Raw genomic sequence first — 16,990 nt, forward strand, 5'->3', positions numbered from 1 at the left:
AGTTATAAATACATAAATTTTAAAAGCACAAACACAAGCGCTTGAATAGTAAACAGATAAAATTTAAGTGCTTTAATTTGAAAATAAAGAAGTCTTTGAATGAATAATATAACAATAATAAAAAAAGTGATGAGGTTACCTTTCATTTTACTGTTGGGTTTCCTCTCTGTCATCTCGCCTCCTCTCCTTCATGCAGAGGAAGCAACAAGCAACACAAAAATGGCGTCGAACGCAGAAATAAGTGTCGTCACTGAAGCGAGCTTTGAGCTCCAACTCAACGATGATAATGATCTAAAAAGTATCGTTAAAGAAAACAAACGCTGTATTCGTTGCCATAAGAAGAAAAAGAAATCCGCCGATCCAATTAAAACCGTTGGTGCGCATCAAAGTGAAGCATTTTTAGATAACTGCACCGCTTGTCATAACAGTAAAGGGAAGCATCCCAGAAAAAGAGATAAAACCGTAATGGGTTATTCTGAGGAGTCTCATTTTACCATTATTGAGCAAAACAACAGCTGTATTGATTGTCATGGTGCAGAAGAGCTACAACAAGCTGATTGGACCCATGCGATGCATGAAAAAGATACCCAGTGTATTGACTGTCATACCATCCATGTTGATCTTGATCCAATGAGTGGCATTACCAAGAAAGCAAGAACAGAAATATGCGCAGACTGCCATAAAAAGGAAGAGATCGAGGTGGCACAATGAACACAACACGTAGAAATCTATTATTAGGTCTTGGTTCAAGTACTCTACTTGCCACAACCTCAATTAAAGCTGAAGCGATCATCGAAACGGTCACTATCGACTCAGAAAATGAAACTATTCTCTATGATGAAACTCAATGTATCGGATGTGAAGCTTGTGTCGAAGCATGCCGTGAAACACATAATTTAGGCGAGAAAGCGAACCGTCTTAATATTGTCAAAGTTGCACGTGGAGAAGGGCTGGATACAGAATACACCTTCTTTCGACAGTCTTGTAACCACTGTCAAAATGCCCCTTGTTTGAAAAACTGCCCAAGTAATGCCATTGAGCGTCGAGAAGGTGGACAGATTGTGATCAATCAAGAAGCTTGTATCGGCTGCCAAACTTGTATTGATGTCTGTCCATTCGATATGCCGAAATACGATAAACAGAGCAATACCGTTGATAAGTGTACCGGCTGTGCAAATTTCGTAGAAAATGGTGAAAAACAAGCTTGTGTCTCTGCATGCCCAACAGGCGCGCTTCACTCAGGTTCTCGTTCAGAGATCATCGAAAAAGCCAAAACATTACAAGCGAGTTACCAAGCGAATAGCCAAACTAACAATCAAGTAGGATCCAATACTGATATGACGCTTTATGGCGGTACAGCACTAAATAGCTATGTCGGTCATTTAAACCTTATCACGCTTATTCCAACCAACTATGTTGAGAAACGCCTGTTACCTGCTAACCCAGTAGAATTTACGATGCAATTGCGCTCTTTTGCTCGAGATGCGGTCGGTATTGGTGCTGCGATTACAGCTGGAACATTAGCGATGCATGGACTCTATTACTTCTCACAACGAAAACAGCAAGTAACCAAATCAGAAGAGGCGGAAAAAAATGACAAATAGTGACACTAAAATCCAAGCCTTTAATGGGATGCAGCGTTGGTATCATAAACATATTATTCATTTTATGTTCTTTTTTATCATCACTGGACTACCGGTCTTTTCTGAGAGTTTTAGCTGGATAGGTTACATCTTTGCCATACCGTTTGATTTCTTCTCTGGTGGAAATAGTGTCGTTCTTGCTGACGGCTTAAACACCGCAAGAATGATCCATCGATTAACGGCATTCTTTTTTGTGCTCTCTTCGATTCCATTTATTTTTACAATGTTAAAAGACATTAAAAAGTGGCAAATCTGGCCAGAAGATAAGTGGACCATTAGTGCATTAATTGATGGATTCAAACAGGTTTTCTATACCTACAGCACCTTTAAGCATAGCCAAATGGGTAAATATAACGTTGCTCAAAAGCTAATGGCTTGGGCAATCATCGGCTCAATGATCGGTATTACACTATCGGGCTTTGGCTTAATGTTTCGTGGGATGATTTCCATTGAATTACAAGAGATTTGCCGCAGTTTACATGCTATCTGTTTTGTTGCTTTAGCGATTATGCTGATCGTCCACATCTACTTTTCAACCTTCCCGATGAATCGAGATGGTTTAAAAGCCATGTTCGGCGATGGCACCTTAACGCTAGAGCAAATTAAGCACCACCATCCTCTTTGGTATAAGAAAATCATTTCAAATAAAAAAGAGAACAAAAAGAAGAAATAGAAAAAACATTAAAAAACAGCATTAACTTTGCACTACTTTGGTTTTAACTTAAATGAGTTAAAACCAATTACATGATAATAAATAGAAAGGAAAACATCATGAAATTATTTAAACTACTTTTAGCTGCAGTACTATTCACCTCTTCATCTTTTGCGTTAGCGGCAGATTTACCCGATCCAGAGGGTAATAACCTAGCTAACTCTCACTTAGCCGAAGATGCAACTTGTGGCGGTCAGTGTCATGAAGGTGAAGATGTTTCTGAAGATTTAGTCTTTGAAACTGAAAGCTGCATCGATTGTCACGGTGATGTTGAAGAACTAGATGGTCCACAACATAACTTAGTACACAGAGAAGAAGAAGAGATGCAGTGTGCAAGCTGTCATCTTCCTCACGAAGAGTTTGATGTGAAAGAGAGCTGTTTAGATTGTCATGAAGAGACAGATGAGCAATTAAAAGGTTTTTACGACTAAAACCTGTTTATACCCAAAGCAATTGGAGTTGCTAGTAGGCGGCAAAGTGAATAAGACCCCATGAGTATAGGTGTGCTATATGATTGGGGCGAATGAGCGACGCCAACAACCTAGCAACTTCAAGTAAGAAGAGGATATCCCCTTTTTATTTGGGTATACACCTACGTTAGCCTAGTATAAAAGCTAAGTAAAACAGATCCTCAACGACTCATATGAAACAATAAAGTCGTTGGGGATTTTTTATGTCTGAATCCCAAAAACAAAAAGGGCGCAACAGCCTAAACTATTGCGCCAAAAAGCCATGTCACAGGCTAAAGCTATTTAAGTTTTCAAACAATTACTTTAAATAATAAGTAATCAAACACAAAGGTTAAAAATAAGAATTAAACGGTCACATTCAAACATGAGACCGCATGTTCTATTTGACCTTTCAGTTGCGGTTTATCAACTGAACAGTGTTCCGTCGCCACAGGACAGCGTGTTCTAAATACACAACCTGATGGTGGGTTCATCGGTGACGGCAAATCACCTTCCAATAGTTCAATGTGCTTATTTCTTTCCAGTTTTGGATCAGGAATCGGCACCGCTGACATCAAGGCTTTAGTATACGGGTGGCTTGGCTTAGCAAACAGTGCATCTTTCTCACCGAGTTCTACCGCATTGCCTAAATACATCACTAGTACACGATCAGAAATATGTTTAACAACAGAGAGATCATGGGCGATAAAGATTAAGCTTAACCCCATCTCTTCTTGCAGCTCTTGCAACAAGTTAACCACCTGCGCCTGAATCGATACATCAAGCGCTGATACTGGCTCATCACAGATAACCAATTTAGGCTCAAGGATAAGTGCACGAGCAATCCCAATACGCTGACACTGACCACCTGAGAATTCATGAGGATAACGGTTGATCACGTTAGGCAATAGACCTACTCGTGCCATCATCTTTTGCACACGCTCTTTTACCGTATCTTTTGATAATTCAGGATAAAAAGTCTTAAGAGGCTCAGCAATAATGTCCCCCACCGTCATACGTGGGTTTAGAGAGGCTAAAGGATCTTGGAAAATCATCTGAATCTCTTTACGCTTCTCACGTAAACTGTTTGGATCTAGTTTGGTCAAGTCTTGGCCTAACCATGCAATGCTGCCAGCAGTTGCTTCAACTAAACCAATGACCGCACGGGCAAAAGTAGATTTACCACAACCTGACTCACCCACCACACCCAGTGTTTCGCCTTCATAAAGCTTGATATCAACCCCATCAACCGCTTTAAGCATTGTTGGCTTACTCCAAGGCCATGCAGACTTACTTGGAATACTAAAGTGGACTTTTAACTGTTCAATATCTAATAATAATTTTTTCTGTTCCATTACCACGTCCCCTGATCTGAAAAACATGCACGTAAACGACCTTTCGAGAACTCTTCTAGCTTAGGTGGCGCTAACTTACACTCTGGCATTGCACGCTGACAACGCTCTTGGAACGGACAGCCTGGAGGCAGACGAAGCATATTCGGTGGATTACCAGCTATCGTTGGTAACACTTCACCTTCAGTATCAAGACGAGGGATCGATTTCAATAGACCTTCTGTATACGGATGACTTGGCTGATAGAAAATTTCTTCAACTGTACCGTACTCCATGGTACGCCCCGCATACATCACCAAGACTTTGTCACAACTACCTGCTACCACACCCAAGTCATGGGTAATCATGATAATCGCAGTATTAAAATCTTTTTTCAGATCATTGAGAAGTTCCATAATCTGAGCTTGAATCGTTACATCCAATGCCGTTGTTGGTTCATCAGCAATCAGTAGTTTTGGACGACAAAGTAGCGCCATTGCAATCATTACTCGTTGACGCATACCACCAGAAAACTCATGAGGATACATATTGATACGACTGCGCGCTTCAGGGATCTTCACCGCATCTAACATACGGATAGACTCTTCTAACGCTTCTGATTTACTCATCCCTTTATGTAACATCAGGACTTCGCAAAGCTGATCACTGATCTTCATATAAGGGTTTAATGAGGTCATCGGATCTTGGAAAATCATCGCTATCTGTTCAGCACGAACACTGTTTAGCTCTTTTTCAGGCAGATTTAATATCTCTTTACCTTCAAACTTAGCACTACCTTTGATAATGCCGTTTTTCGCTAAAAGCCCCATGATGGAGAAAACCGTTTGGCTCTTACCTGAACCTGATTCGCCCACGATACCTAATGTTTCACCTTGATTTAAGGCAAAGTTCAAATCATTAACTGCAGTAACCGTACCATCAGCAACTTTAAATTCGACACGCAGATCTTTTACTTCTAATAGACTCATTTTTATTCTTCCTTATCGGTCTTTAGGATCTAGGGCGTCACGTAATCCGTCACCCACATAGTTAAAGCAGAACAGTGTTACCACCATAAACAGAGCTGGGAATAGTAGCTGCCAAATTGCAACTTCCATTGTGTTTGCACCCTCTTGTAACAGTGCGCCCCAACTTGTCATCGGCTCTTGAACACCAAGACCTAAGAAGCTTAAAAATGATTCAGTTAAAATCATGCTTGGGATAAGTAGCGTTGAGTAAACCGCAACAATACCCAATACGTTTGGAACGATATGACGAACAATAATATTCTTACGGCTCACACCACACACATATGCGGCTTCGATAAACTCTTTGCTACGCAAGCTCAAGGTTTGTCCGCGAACAATACGCGCCATATCAAGCCAAGATATTGCACCAATCGCAACGAAAATCAGCATGATATTACGACCAAAGATCGTCACCAATACGATAACAAAGAACATAAATGGAATGGAGTATAAAATCTCAAGGAAACGCATCATCACGCGGTCAGTACGACCACCAATAAAACCAGACGTTGCACCATATAAAGTACCAATCACAACCGCAACTAGTGCGCCCATGATACCAACCATTAATGAGATACGACCACCAATAAGAGTACGGACAAATAGATCTCGACCTAATGAATCCGTACCGAAATAGTGCCCACTTTCAATTGCAGGTGCGGCATGCATGGCATACCAATCGGTATCATCATAAGCAAATTGTGACACCATTGGGCCAAAAATAACGGCCAAAATAATAATTGATAATATAAATAGGCTGGTCATCGCCGCACGGTTTTTACTAAAACGGCTACGAGCATCCTGCCATAAACTACGGCCTTCAATCTCTAACTGCCCAGAAAAGTTTTCTAGAGCATCAACATTTTCTTTATTCGTTAACATGTTTGTACTCCTGAATTAGTAACGGATCTTCGGATCGATATACGCTAATAAAATATCGACAATCGCATTAAAGATAATAGTCAATGTACCGATAAGAATCGTAATACCTAATACCAGTGAGTAGTCACGGTTAAATGCTGCGTTAACGAACAGTTTACCAATACCCGGTAAGCCAAAAATTGTTTCGATAACGACAGAACCGGTAATGATACCAACAAATGCAGGCCCCATATAAGAGACAACAGGAAGCAGTGCTGGTTTAAGTGCATGCTTTAAAACGATATAACGATAACTCAAACCTTTCGCACGAGCAGTTCGGATAAAGTTACTGTTCAAGGTTTCAATCATGCTACCACGGGTAATACGAGCAAACGTTGCAACGTAAAGCAGAGACATCCCGATCATAGGAAGTAGCATATATTTTAAGCTACCATCATTCCAGCCACCCGCAGGCAACCACCCTAACTTAATTGAGAAGATATAGATCAGTGTCGGGGCAAGAACAAACGACGGCATAACAACCCCAGCCATCGCGGTGGACATCACCGTATAGTCTATCCAAGTATTTTGCCTCAATGCGGCAATGGTTCCGACGGTTACCCCCATGATGACGGTAAAGAAGAAGGCAGTGAAACCAATTTTTGCTGAAACAGGAAGAGCCGCAGAAACTAGCTCATTGACGGTAAAGTCTTTATATTTAAAAGAAGGCCCTAAATCACCTTGTAATAAATTACCAATATAAGTTAGATATTGCTCTGATACTGGCTTATCTAGGCCGTATTTAGCATTAATATTTTCCATTACTGCCGGAGGTAAAGGGCGCTCTGAAGAGAATGGGTTGCCCGGCGCAAATCTCATCAAGAAAAATGAAATTGTGATTAAAACCAATAAAGTCGGTATTGCCTCCAATATCCGTCTGGCTAAAAATTTAAACATAGTTGATTTCCATTTCGGTAGTCTGTGACATTAGATAGGTAATCGAGTCACTGCAATGGGCAATGAGCTCGTTACCTTTATTCGTATTTTTTAGTGATCTTTTAATTTGTATATATTTTCATATATAACTTCGTATATATACTCTTCATACTTGAAGTCGCTAGGTTGTTGGCTGCACTCGTTCGCCCCAATCATATAGTACTCCTATACTCATGGGGCCTCACTCATTTGCCGCCTACTAGCAACTCCAATTATTTTAGGTATAGGTTTATTTATATTCGTTAACCTAACCTCATAAAATAAGTTAGGTTAACGTAAGTTACCTATTTATTTAGCAACGAAATAAAGATCTTTAGAATAGATGTTATCTTGTGCGTTGTTATACGGGTAGCCACCTAATTCAGGGTTAACTAAACGTGCTTGCACATAGTGGTAGATTGGTGCGATTGGCATATCAGCAGCAAGTACTGTTTCAGCTTCTGCATAAAGCGCACTACGCTCAGCTTCACTGGTCGAATCTTGCGCACGGCTCATGATTGAATCATAAGCTTCGCTCACATACTTACCATCGTTATTACTGTTGTTGCTCTGCATTAATGATAAGAAAGTCGATGCTTCGTTGTAATCACCACACCAGCCAGCACGCGTCACATCAAAATCACCTGAACGACGAGTTTCTAGGAAAGTTTTCCACTCTTGGTTTTCTAGGTTAACTTTAACGTTCACACCTTTTTTATACATAGATGCGATAGCAACAGCAATCTTCTTGTGATTCTCACTGGTGTTATAAAGCAGTGTGAACTCTAATGGGTTATCTTCACCAAAACCAGCTTCAGCAAGTAGACGTTTCGCTTCCGCAGTACGCTCTTTCTGAGTCATCTCTGAGTATGGTGCTGGGTGTACTTCTAAACCCGCTACCTTCTGGTGAGCAAAGTTATAAGCTGGAAGGTCACCTTTACCGATAACGAACTTAGTTAAGATTTCACGGTCGATAGCATAAGATAATGCTTGGCGAACACGAACATCATCAAATGGTTTCTTCTGTAAGTTGAAACCGTAATAGTATGAACATAGGTAAGGCGTGATTTTTAACTTGTCAGCCTCATCTTTTCTTAGACGTTTGATATGCTCATTTGGAATTTCATAAGTAATATCGATTTCGCCCGCTAAGAAACGGTTCATCTCTGCAACTTGGTTTTCAATCGGTAAGTACGTTAACTTAGTGATAACTGTATTTTCAGCATCCCAGTAGTTTTCGTTTGGCATCATGACGATACGCTCATTCACGACCCACTTGTCCATTTTGAATGCGCCATTACCCACATAGTGCTCAGGAGACGTCCACTTATCGCCAAACTTCTCTACTGTTCCTTTATGAACTGGCATCATTGTTGTGTGCGCTGTCATAGAAACAAAGTAAGGGATCGCTTTTTCTAATTGAATTTCTAGGGTGTAATCATCTGTCGCTTTAACACCTAGCGTGTTCTTATCTGCTTTACCCGCAATGATATCTGTTGCACCAACCATGGTGGTCATTTCTAGATACCAAGAGTATGGAGATGCGGTATTTGGATCAACTGCACGCTGAAAACTGTAAACAAAATCGTGAGCGGTAACAGGATCACCATTAGACCATTTCGCATCTTTACGTAGGTGGAATACAAAATGCTTGTTATCTTCCGTTTCCCAAGATGCCGCAACACCAGGAACAACATTACCGTCAGCATCTTGAGTTGCAAGACCTTCCATTAAGTCACGAATAACGTTTGACTCTGGCACACCTTCTGTTTTATGCGGGTCAAGTGAAGCAACTTCAGTACCGTTACCACGAACAAGTTCTTGGTCTGCGGCTAATTTGGTGCCTTCTGGAATAGTGGCAGCAATTGCGTTTGCGCTGATTGCTGAAACGGTAAGTCCAGCCGCTAAAAGTAGCGTCTGAGTAATCTTATTTTTTTTCATTGTGTTTGCTCCTATCTCTAAATTTATTGCTTCCTGCATCACCGATTTAAATTTTTATTCTGTTATCGAATCGATGATAGTGCTGAAACATTACCAGTTAATGGCTTAAGTTGCTACATAATCACAACAAAAAGAAATAAAAAACCTAACGAATTGAAAATAACAGAGTAATTCGCTAGATAAAAACAACAAAACACAATATATCGCTAATTTATTAATATCATTGAGATTTAAACGCTAAATTTCATATTTAATTCTCCAAAAAAACCACAAATTCGTCTAATCAATACTATTTTTGTGATGTTTAGCACTATTTATTGCTCAATAAATAGTCTTTAATGCTGCCAGATCACCTTACTTGTGAGATTATTGTTAAGATCAAGCGTTAAATATTTACAAAGTATTTAGTTATTCATATTCAGAATTATTTTCAGACATAAAAAAAGCCTCATAATGAGGCTTTAATATCAATAATAATTATCCATATATATGCATAACGATTCACTATTTATCTTGAAGAATAAATGACTATTTCTATTTTTTCCAACGCTCGGCAGCTTGGTCATCACTATCTTTCGCTTCAACCCAGCGACTGCCTTCAGAGATGCGTTCTTTTTTCCAAAATGGCGCGCGAGTTTTAAGGTAATCCATAATAAACTCACAAGCAGCAAAAGCCGCATCTCGATGAGCGCTTGATATACCCACAAAAACAATTTGATCGCCTAAATCGAGATCACCGACTCGATGGATAACACGTGTTTCAAGCAATGGCCAACGTTTCTCAGCTTCGATTACAATCTCTTCTAAAGCTTTTTCCGTCATTCCCGGATAATGCTCTAAACGCATCCCTTTAACGTCGTCACCTTGATTAAAATCTCGGACTTTGCCGACAAAGGTAACCACAGCACCAACACTGTTGCTGTCTGCCAGACGTTGATATTCATCAGCAATAAAAAAATCGTGTTCTTGAACTGAAATCATTTTAGCCTCCAGTGACAGGCGGAAAGAAAGCCACTTCATCACCAGACTTAATTTCAGCCTCTAATGGGCTAATCGTCTGATTGATAGCAACCAGTAATTTCCCGCTCTCTAATGCTAACTGCCATTTATCACCACGAGCGGCTAACGCTTCACGTAATTCATTGGCGGTGTTGTAAGTTGCATCCACTTCAAGACTATCGCAGCCTACCATCTCTTTTACTTGAGCAAAAAATAGAACTTTAATCATGACTCAACCTTAAAATGACCTGACTTACCACCTAACTTTTCAAGCAATCTCACTTGCTCAATCACCATATCTTTTTGCACGGCTTTACACATATCATAAATCGTCAACGCCGCAACAGAAGCGGCTGTTAATGCTTCCATCTCAACACCCGTTTTACCCGCTAATTTACAGAGTGATTCAATACGCACTTTATTCTGTTCAGGAAGCGCTTCTAATTTCACTTCCACTTTAGAAAGTAATAAAGGATGGCATAACGGAATCAAATCCCATGTTCGTTTTGCCGCTTGAATCCCAGCAATACGAGCAGTAGCAAAGACATCACCTTTATGGTGGCTACCTGAAGTAATCAGAGTGAGAGTCTCTTCTGACATTGAAACGTAAGCTTCTGCACGTGCTTCGCGTACGGTTTCTGTTTTACCAGAAACATCAACCATGTTCGCTTCACCTGAAGCATTGATATGAGTAAATTGTTGTTCGCTCATTATTCTATTAATCCTAAATAAACCGATTTATTAACTGTTAGCCGCCAATTGATGCTAAATGAGGGGTAATGCCTGAGTCACCATCGTGTAAGTGGTGAGTCTCTTCTTTATTTAACAATTGTTGGTTAATACGGGCAATCAACTCATCACGCTGATTATCATGCTCTAGCAGGTCACGTAATTCCACGCCATGATCACCAAATAAGCACATATGTAGCTTACCTTTCGCTGAGATACGAAGGCGATTACAGCTCTGACAGAAGTTCTTTTCATACGGCATAATTAAGCCGATCTCACCCATATAGTCTGGATGATAAAAGACTTGAGCGGGTCCATCATTACTGGCTTTAGTTTTCAATAACCAACCATTAGCAATTAAATGATTACGAATTGCCACACCGGATTGATGGTGATTCTTAAACAGATCATTCATTTCACCCGTTTGCATTAACTCAATAAAACGAAGCTGAATTGGGCGTGTTTTAATCCAGTTCAAAAATAGAGGGAGTTCCTGCGAATTAAGATCTTTAAGTAGTACTGTATTAACCTTAACCTGTTCATAGCCCGCATCAAATGCCGCATCAATACCACTCATTACCTGATTGAAAATATTTTCACCCGTAATTTGATAGAACATTTTAGGATCAAGGCTATCGACACTCACGTTAACATTGGTTAGACCCGCGTCTTTCCACTCATGAATGTGCTTCGCCATACGGTAACCATTGGTCGTAGTAGCAACTTTTTTAATCCCTTCTTGATTAGCGACAGTTTCGATAATCTCGGTAAAATCGCGACGTAGACTCGGTTCTCCGCCAGTGATGCGGATCTTATCTGTACCACAATGGGCAAATGCAGAGGCAACGCGACGAATTTCATCTAATGAGAGAAATTTAGGACGTTGACCTTCAGGTCGGTACCCATCTGGTAAACAGTAGGTACATTTAAAGTTACACACATCGGTAACAGAGAGTCGCAAGTAATAAAACTTACGATTAAAATTATCTTCAAATTGTTGCGCCATGGAACACCTTTCCAAATACGGGAGGCCTACTCATTTCTAAACAGACCCGGTGACAGTAATGTCACGGCGATTAACACCTATCATGACACTTCAAAAGGTTATCGGCATTAAGCTGAGAAAAATTGAAGGTTAGAACTTAGTGATAAACGCTCGGAGTATGGCATCATACAAACTTTCGTATGACGATTACCAAATTATAAATATAGACTAAATAGTACGTCTTCACATTAAAAACAGCAACTCACCGTTCAATTGATTGTGAATAACGTCACTAATAACTCAATCTAATACGCCAAGAATAGTAATCTTTAATGTTTTTATCTATGTTATTCTAGATCATAAATCAGTGAGATTTTGATCTCATTTCCATTAACAAGCTAGTATCAACTAAAAACAGATAACATATGAATCTATTTTCTTAATGGTTGGTACATTTTCTGTGCTAAATAATTAGCAGGTTTTTATTATGTCCGTATCTCCAGCACTATCTTCTTCAACATTACCTTCAAAGAAAATTGTTGCCATTGGCGGTGGCCATGGCCTAGGTCGAGTTCTCGCTTCACTTTCCCACTACGAAGAGAATATTACTGGGATTGTCACCACAACAGATAATGGCGGTTCAACCGGAAGGATACGAGATTGCCAAGGCGGTATTGCTTGGGGCGATACCCGTAACTGTATTAATCAGTTAATTACTGAACCCTCGATCTCATCAATGATGTTTGAATACCGTTTTAAAGGTGAAGGCGAATTAGATGGTCATAATTTAGGTAATTTGATGCTAACCGCTCTCGATAATCTGAGTGTTCGGCCTCTTGATGCAATTAACTTAATCAGAAATATTCTTAATGTTAAAGCACAAATATTACCAATGTCTGAATATCCTTCAGATCTTGCTGCTATGCTACCATCAGGTAAAGTCGTCTGTGGTGAAACCTCTGTCGATGAGCTCGATGATATTCCTGCTCAACTCTATTTAGAGCCTCAAGTTCCTGCGATTACCGAAGCAATTACCGCGATTGAACATGCTGATCTGGTAATTTTAGGACCTGGCAGCTTTTTCACCAGTATCTTACCGCCACTGTTATTAAGAAAAATTGCATTCGCACTCTCTAAAACGTCAGCTAAATTGGTTTTTATCTCAAACTTAGCCCAAGAAGAAGGACCTGCTGGGCAACTCTCTATGTCGCAAATGATTGAATGGTGTGAACGAAAATTAAAAAGTCGAAAAATAGATATTATTATCTCACCGACGGAACAACCAGAATTAAAAGCGAGTGGCTACCAAGTCAATGTGGTCGAACTTGCTTCTCGAAATCAGGCGTGGCGTCATAACAGAGAAAAACTATCTGCCGCGATTGAAGCTTGTATCGAATAATGAATATATAAAGAAAACCTGAAACTAAAATGGTAAAAAAGTGAGAAATAGGACCAAACCTATTCTCACTTTTTTGTTATATGGTGACTTAACGTTTAGTTTTCACATCCGTTGACAATAATACTATTTTTAAATAGTGAATCACTGTCATTAACTATTTTCAATAAACTGTTCCCGTAACTGAGCAATATGGTCTCGCACCGCAGCCGCCTGTTCAAACTCCAAATTCTGAGCATGCTGATACATCTCATTTTCTAACAGAGCTATCTTCTTATCGATCTGTTGTGGAGATAATTGAGCATCATATTCTGCTTCTGGTTCAGCGACTTTAGATACAGGCTGGGTTCTTTTGGCTTTGTTGCTAACACCTAATTGAAGAATATCCCCTACCGCTTTATTAATCGCCGTCGGTTCTATGCCATTTTTAAGATTAAATTGTTGCTGCTTTTCTCGACGACGATCAGTTTCATCAATGGCACGCCTCATTGAGCCTGTAATCGAATCCGCATACAGAATCGCTCGCCCTTCAAGATTACGTGCCGCTCGTCCAATAGTCTGGATCAGTGAGCGCTCAGAACGTAAAAACCCTTCTTTGTCAGCATCTAGAATTGCCACCAGCGAAACCTCAGGAATGTCTAACCCTTCTCGTAATAAGTTAATACCCACTAGCACATCAAACTCCCCTAAACGGAGATCTCGAATAATTTCAATTCGCTCAACGGTACCGACGTCTGAGTGTAAGTAACGAACTTTGACATCGTGTTCAGTTAAGTACTCAGTGAGGTCTTCAGCCATACGTTTAGTTAATGTCGTCACTAGAACACGTTCACCTTTCACTGATCTTATTCTAATTTCTGATAGTAAATCATCAACCTGAGTCGCCACAGGACGCACTTCAATTTCTGGATCTAATAGACCAGTAGGACGGACAACCTGCTCAGCAATGTCATCACCCGATTTATCTAATTCATATTGACTTGGTGTTGCTGAAATATAAATCGTTTGTGGCGCAATTAACTCAAATTCATCAAATTTCAATGGGCGATTATCTAATGCTGATGGCAAGCGAAATCCATACTCCACCAGCGTCTCTTTGCGAGAACGATCCCCTTTATACATTGCGCCTATTTGCGGCACGGTAACGTGAGACTCATCAATAATTAACAGACCATCATCAGGGAGATAATCGAGAAGCGTTGGTGGCGGCTCGCCCTCTGCGCGTCCACTTAAATAGCGCGAATAGTTTTCTATACCAGAGCAAAAGCCGAGCTCATTCATCATCTCGATATCAAAATTCGTACGTTGAGTGATCCTCTGTTCTTCTAATAATTTATTGTTTTTTGATAGCGTCTCACTCCACTCGCTAAGTTCTTCTTTAATATTTTCAATCGCATCAAGGACTTTCTCTCTTGGTGTCACATAGTGCGTTTTAGGGAAAATGGTACAGCGAGCTACTTCTTGAATAATCGCCCCCGTCAGCGGATCAAAATAACAGATCCGTTCAACTTCATCATCAAACAGTTCAATTCGTATTGCATTGTCCGCAGATTCCGCAGGAAAGACATCAATCACCTCACCTCGAACTCGAAAATTACCTCGCTCAAATGCAACATCATTGCGCTTATATTGCAACTCAGCGAGTCGCTGTAAAATCGCTCGTTGATCAATAATTTCGCCTTGAGAAACATGTAGCATCATCTTTAAGTAAGATTGCGGATCACCAAGACCATAAATAGCGGAGACCGAAGAGACAATCACCACATCTCGACGTTCCATTAATGCTTTAGTGGCAGAAAGGCGCATCTGTTCAATATGGGCGTTTACCGCTGAATCCTTTTCAATAAAGGTGTCGGTAGTCGGAATATACGCTTCAGGCTGATAATAATCGAAGTAAGAGACAAAGTATTCGACAGCGTTATTAGGGAAAAACTCTTTCATCTCACCATAAAGCTGGGCAGCTAGCGTTTTATTAGGAGCCAAAATTAGAGTAGGTCGATTATTATCTGCAATCACATTAGCCACGGTAAAGGTTTTGCCTGAGCCAGTTACCCCTAATAATGTCTGGTGCGCTAAACCACTCAGTAACCCATCATTGAGGCTACTTATAGCTGTTGGCTGATCACCCGCAGGTTTGTACTTGGCTGATATTTGAAATTCCCGCTTCATTCTCTACTCATCAAATCATGATTCACAAGCTTCTATTGTGCGCAAACTAGAAATCCTGTCAATGTTGATCTCCCATTGCTAGACAATTCAAAATAAAAGAAGCAAAAGCTGAGGTGAATAAAAGAAGATATGAAAATTACAGTGCTTTTTCATACGATTTAGTAGATAAGATCACTTTTTGATGTTTTTTTGTCCACATTTTTAGTTAATTAAGAATCATTTCTGTTAATAATTCGAAATTATCTTTTATCTCCGATCTTTAACAATTAAGTTATCAACTGGAAAAATTCAACATAATGACATGATAAATAAAGAGTTAACCAATCTATTAAGTATGATAATTAAAGCGGAAAACCATCGGGCAAACGGTTGCTTATCGCATACCAACATAGTTATCCACAGATTTAGTGGATAACTAGCAAAACCCCTTAAAACTAGTGGCTTTTGGCCAGATCGTAAATAACTTAACAAGATCACAAATGTGATCTTATCTTGATCTATACTTTTTTTAAATCCACTCGATCAATGGTTGTTTCAATGACCACAAGATCAGATAATAACACTTATTATCTTTAAAAAAGTATTATACGCTCATGACAGAATACCTATTACTCCTTGTCGGTACGGTATTGGTGAATAACTTTGTGTTAGTGAAGTTTCTCGGTTTATGCCCATTTATGGGGGTATCCAAAAAACTAGAAACCGCTATCGGTATGGGATTAGCCACTACATTTGTGCTTACGCTTGCCTCGGTATCAGCATACCTTGTTGAAAACTACATTTTAGAACCATTAGGTATCGAGTATCTGCGTACATTAAGCTTTATCTTAGTGATCGCCGTTGTTGTTCAGTTTACTGAGATGGTGATAAACAAAACCAGCCCTGCACTTTATCGTCTATTGGGTATTTTCCTTCCCTTAATTACGACCAACTGTGCGGTATTAGGTGTGGCATTACTTAATGTAAATGAAAATCACAGCTTTGTAGAATCGGTTATTTACGGTTTTGGTGCCGCTGTCGGCTTCTCATTAGTCTTGATTCTCTTTGCTGCAATGAGAGAGCGTATTGCAGCAGCAGATGTCCCTTCTCCATTTAAAGGTGCATCTATCGCTATGATCACCGCCGGACTGATGTCCCTTGCATTTATGGGCTTTACAGGTTTAGTTAAACTATGATGACCATTATTATTGCCGTTGCTGCTATTGCTGTTTTAGCCGCAATCTTCGGAATTATTTTAGGCTATGCTTCTATACGTTTTAAAGTGGAAGCAGATCCCATTGTCGACCAGATTGATACCATTCTCCCTCAAACCCAATGTGGTCAGTGTGGCTATCCTGGGTGTCGACCTTACGCTGAAGCGATTGCCAATGGCGATCAAATCAATAAGTGTGCACCCGGCGGACAAGCCACCATCGAGAAACTTGCCGACTTAATGGGTGTCGATGCAGAACCTGCAGCCAATGGTGAAGAAGACGCCATTAAGCGAGTGGCGTTTATTCATGAGGATCAGTGTATTGGTTGCACCAAATGTATTCAAGCCTGTCCCGTTGATGCGATTACAGGTGCGGCTAAAGCTTTACATACCGTTATTACCAAAGAGTGTACAGGTTGCGAACTCTGTGTTGCACCTTGCCCAACAGATTGTATAGAAATGATGCCAATACAAATAACCACTGAGTCATGGAAGTGGCAGTTAAATCAAATACCAACAGTCATGATTGAAAGTGATTCATCAGCTGTTTCATCGACGAATGAAAAGGTTGAATAATTCA

Annotated in this window: 17 protein-coding genes and 1 riboswitch; of the genes, 7 read left to right on the forward strand and 10 right to left on the reverse strand. The window is 40.1% G+C overall.

The features are described 5' to 3' along the window. Positions 1-99: 99 nt before the first annotated feature. The 4 genes from L0B53_RS17040 to L0B53_RS17055 all read left to right on the forward strand — a co-directional run bounded on the left by L0B53_RS17040 (position 100) and on the right by L0B53_RS17055 (position 2,786). On the forward strand, positions 100-711 hold the full coding sequence (locus tag L0B53_RS17040; RefSeq protein WP_235060785.1) for a cytochrome c3 family protein: 612 nt from the start codon (positions 100-102) through the stop codon (positions 709-711). After that, complete coding sequence (locus L0B53_RS17045; protein WP_235060786.1) at positions 708-1,604, forward strand: 4Fe-4S dicluster domain-containing protein; 897 nt, start codon at positions 708-710, stop codon at positions 1,602-1,604. The genes L0B53_RS17040 and L0B53_RS17045 overlap by 4 nt, the downstream gene beginning before the upstream one ends. After that, complete coding sequence (locus L0B53_RS17050) at positions 1,594-2,316, forward strand: cytochrome b/b6 domain-containing protein (RefSeq protein ID WP_235060787.1); 723 nt, start codon at positions 1,594-1,596, stop codon at positions 2,314-2,316. The genes L0B53_RS17045 and L0B53_RS17050 overlap by 11 nt, the downstream gene beginning before the upstream one ends. Positions 2,317-2,414: 98 nt before the next feature. Next, on the forward strand, positions 2,415-2,786 hold the full coding sequence (locus tag L0B53_RS17055; RefSeq protein ID WP_235060788.1) for a cytochrome c3 family protein: 372 nt from the start codon (positions 2,415-2,417) through the stop codon (positions 2,784-2,786). Between the two features lie 383 nt (positions 2,787-3,169). Here the strand turns inward: L0B53_RS17055 and oppF are convergent, their stop codons facing one another. The 9 genes from oppF to moaA form a co-directional block, all read right to left on the reverse strand. Next, positions 3,170-4,159, reverse strand: coding sequence for a murein tripeptide/oligopeptide ABC transporter ATP binding protein OppF (gene oppF, locus L0B53_RS17060; protein WP_311197305.1), 990 nt, complete (start codon positions 4,157-4,159; stop codon positions 3,170-3,172). Beyond that, a complete protein-coding gene (locus L0B53_RS17065; protein WP_235060790.1) occupies positions 4,159-5,124 on the reverse strand; it encodes an ABC transporter ATP-binding protein in 966 nt (321 codons plus the stop codon). The genes oppF and L0B53_RS17065 overlap by 1 nt, the downstream gene beginning before the upstream one ends. Positions 5,125-5,136: 12 nt before the next feature. Beyond that, complete coding sequence (oppC, locus tag L0B53_RS17070) at positions 5,137-6,045, reverse strand: oligopeptide ABC transporter permease OppC (protein WP_235060791.1); 909 nt, start codon at positions 6,043-6,045, stop codon at positions 5,137-5,139. Between the two features lie 15 nt (positions 6,046-6,060). Continuing rightward, positions 6,061-6,981, reverse strand: a complete 921-nt coding sequence (gene oppB, locus L0B53_RS17075) for an oligopeptide ABC transporter permease OppB (RefSeq protein ID WP_235060792.1) — start codon at positions 6,979-6,981, stop codon at positions 6,061-6,063. Positions 6,982-7,308: 327 nt separating this feature from the next. Then, positions 7,309-8,940, reverse strand: coding sequence for an ABC transporter substrate-binding protein (locus L0B53_RS17080; RefSeq protein ID WP_235060793.1), 1,632 nt, complete (start codon positions 8,938-8,940; stop codon positions 7,309-7,311). A gap of 534 nt (positions 8,941-9,474) precedes the next feature. After that, positions 9,475-9,921: a molybdopterin synthase catalytic subunit MoaE gene (gene moaE, locus L0B53_RS17085; RefSeq protein WP_235060794.1), complete on the reverse strand. Its 447-nt coding sequence runs from the start codon at positions 9,919-9,921 to the stop codon at positions 9,475-9,477. A gap of 1 nt (position 9,922) precedes the next feature. Next, positions 9,923-10,168, reverse strand: a complete 246-nt coding sequence (gene moaD / locus L0B53_RS17090; RefSeq protein ID WP_235060795.1) for a molybdopterin synthase sulfur carrier subunit — start codon at positions 10,166-10,168, stop codon at positions 9,923-9,925. Further along, a complete protein-coding gene (gene moaC, locus L0B53_RS17095) occupies positions 10,165-10,650 on the reverse strand; it encodes a cyclic pyranopterin monophosphate synthase MoaC (RefSeq protein ID WP_235060796.1) in 486 nt (161 codons plus the stop codon). The genes moaD and moaC overlap by 4 nt, the downstream gene beginning before the upstream one ends. Before the next feature lie 37 nt (positions 10,651-10,687). Then, positions 10,688-11,674, reverse strand: coding sequence for a GTP 3',8-cyclase MoaA (gene moaA / locus L0B53_RS17100; protein ID WP_235060797.1), 987 nt, complete (start codon positions 11,672-11,674; stop codon positions 10,688-10,690). Then, a riboswitch (molybdenum cofactor riboswitch) is annotated at positions 11,663-11,842 on the reverse strand. Its footprint overlaps the gene before it by 12 nt. 298 nt (positions 11,843-12,140) lie before the next feature. Here moaA and yvcK point away from each other — a divergent pair. After that, positions 12,141-13,052: a uridine diphosphate-N-acetylglucosamine-binding protein YvcK gene (gene yvcK, locus L0B53_RS17105; RefSeq protein WP_235060798.1), complete on the forward strand. Its 912-nt coding sequence runs from the start codon at positions 12,141-12,143 to the stop codon at positions 13,050-13,052. A gap of 150 nt (positions 13,053-13,202) precedes the next feature. Here the strand turns inward: yvcK and uvrB are convergent, their stop codons facing one another. Continuing rightward, positions 13,203-15,218, reverse strand: coding sequence for an excinuclease ABC subunit UvrB (gene uvrB / locus L0B53_RS17110; protein ID WP_235060799.1), 2,016 nt, complete (start codon positions 15,216-15,218; stop codon positions 13,203-13,205). A 593-nt stretch (positions 15,219-15,811) separates the two neighbouring features. Between uvrB and rsxA the strand changes: the two genes are divergently transcribed. Continuing rightward, positions 15,812-16,393 carry an electron transport complex subunit RsxA gene (gene rsxA / locus L0B53_RS17115; protein WP_235060800.1) on the forward strand — a complete coding sequence of 194 codons (582 nt, stop codon included), beginning with the start codon at positions 15,812-15,814 and terminating at the stop codon, positions 16,391-16,393. Next, a complete protein-coding gene (gene rsxB, locus L0B53_RS17120) occupies positions 16,390-16,986 on the forward strand; it encodes an electron transport complex subunit RsxB (RefSeq protein WP_235060801.1) in 597 nt (198 codons plus the stop codon). Before rsxA ends, rsxB begins: the two co-directional genes overlap by 4 nt. The last annotated feature ends 4 nt before the right edge of the window (positions 16,987-16,990 follow it).

It is taken from the genome of Vibrio sp. SS-MA-C1-2 (genome assembly GCF_021513135.1).
Taxonomy (GTDB): Bacteria; Pseudomonadota; Gammaproteobacteria; order Enterobacterales; family Vibrionaceae.

Coding starts and splice junctions, on each gene's coding strand:
- oppC (WP_235060791.1), bottom strand. CDS start 6,045: ATGTTAACGAATAAAGAAAATGTTGATGCTCTAGAAAACTTTTCTGGG.
- moaC (WP_235060796.1), bottom strand. CDS start 10,650: ATGAGCGAACAACAATTTACTCATATCAATGCTTCAGGTGAAGCGAAC.
- L0B53_RS17055 (WP_235060788.1), top strand. CDS start 2,415: ATGAAATTATTTAAACTACTTTTAGCTGCAGTACTATTCACCTCTTCA.
- L0B53_RS17080 (WP_235060793.1), bottom strand. CDS start 8,940: ATGAAAAAAAATAAGATTACTCAGACGCTACTTTTAGCGGCTGGACTT.
- moaE (WP_235060794.1), bottom strand. CDS start 9,921: ATGATTTCAGTTCAAGAACACGATTTTTTTATTGCTGATGAATATCAA.
- uvrB (WP_235060799.1), bottom strand. CDS start 15,218: ATGAAGCGGGAATTTCAAATATCAGCCAAGTACAAACCTGCGGGTGAT.
- L0B53_RS17050 (WP_235060787.1), top strand. CDS start 1,594: ATGACAAATAGTGACACTAAAATCCAAGCCTTTAATGGGATGCAGCGT.
- L0B53_RS17065 (WP_235060790.1), bottom strand. CDS start 5,124: ATGAGTCTATTAGAAGTAAAAGATCTGCGTGTCGAATTTAAAGTTGCT.
- oppB (WP_235060792.1), bottom strand. CDS start 6,981: ATGTTTAAATTTTTAGCCAGACGGATATTGGAGGCAATACCGACTTTA.
- L0B53_RS17040 (WP_235060785.1), top strand. CDS start 100: ATGAATAATATAACAATAATAAAAAAAGTGATGAGGTTACCTTTCATT.
- L0B53_RS17045 (WP_235060786.1), top strand. CDS start 708: ATGAACACAACACGTAGAAATCTATTATTAGGTCTTGGTTCAAGTACT.
- oppF (WP_311197305.1), bottom strand. CDS start 4,159: ATGGAACAGAAAAAATTATTATTAGATATTGAACAGTTAAAAGTCCAC.
- rsxA (WP_235060800.1), top strand. CDS start 15,812: ATGACAGAATACCTATTACTCCTTGTCGGTACGGTATTGGTGAATAAC.
- moaA (WP_235060797.1), bottom strand. CDS start 11,674: ATGGCGCAACAATTTGAAGATAATTTTAATCGTAAGTTTTATTACTTG.
- yvcK (WP_235060798.1), top strand. CDS start 12,141: ATGTCCGTATCTCCAGCACTATCTTCTTCAACATTACCTTCAAAGAAA.
- rsxB (WP_235060801.1), top strand. CDS start 16,390: ATGATGACCATTATTATTGCCGTTGCTGCTATTGCTGTTTTAGCCGCA.
- moaD (WP_235060795.1), bottom strand. CDS start 10,168: ATGATTAAAGTTCTATTTTTTGCTCAAGTAAAAGAGATGGTAGGCTGC.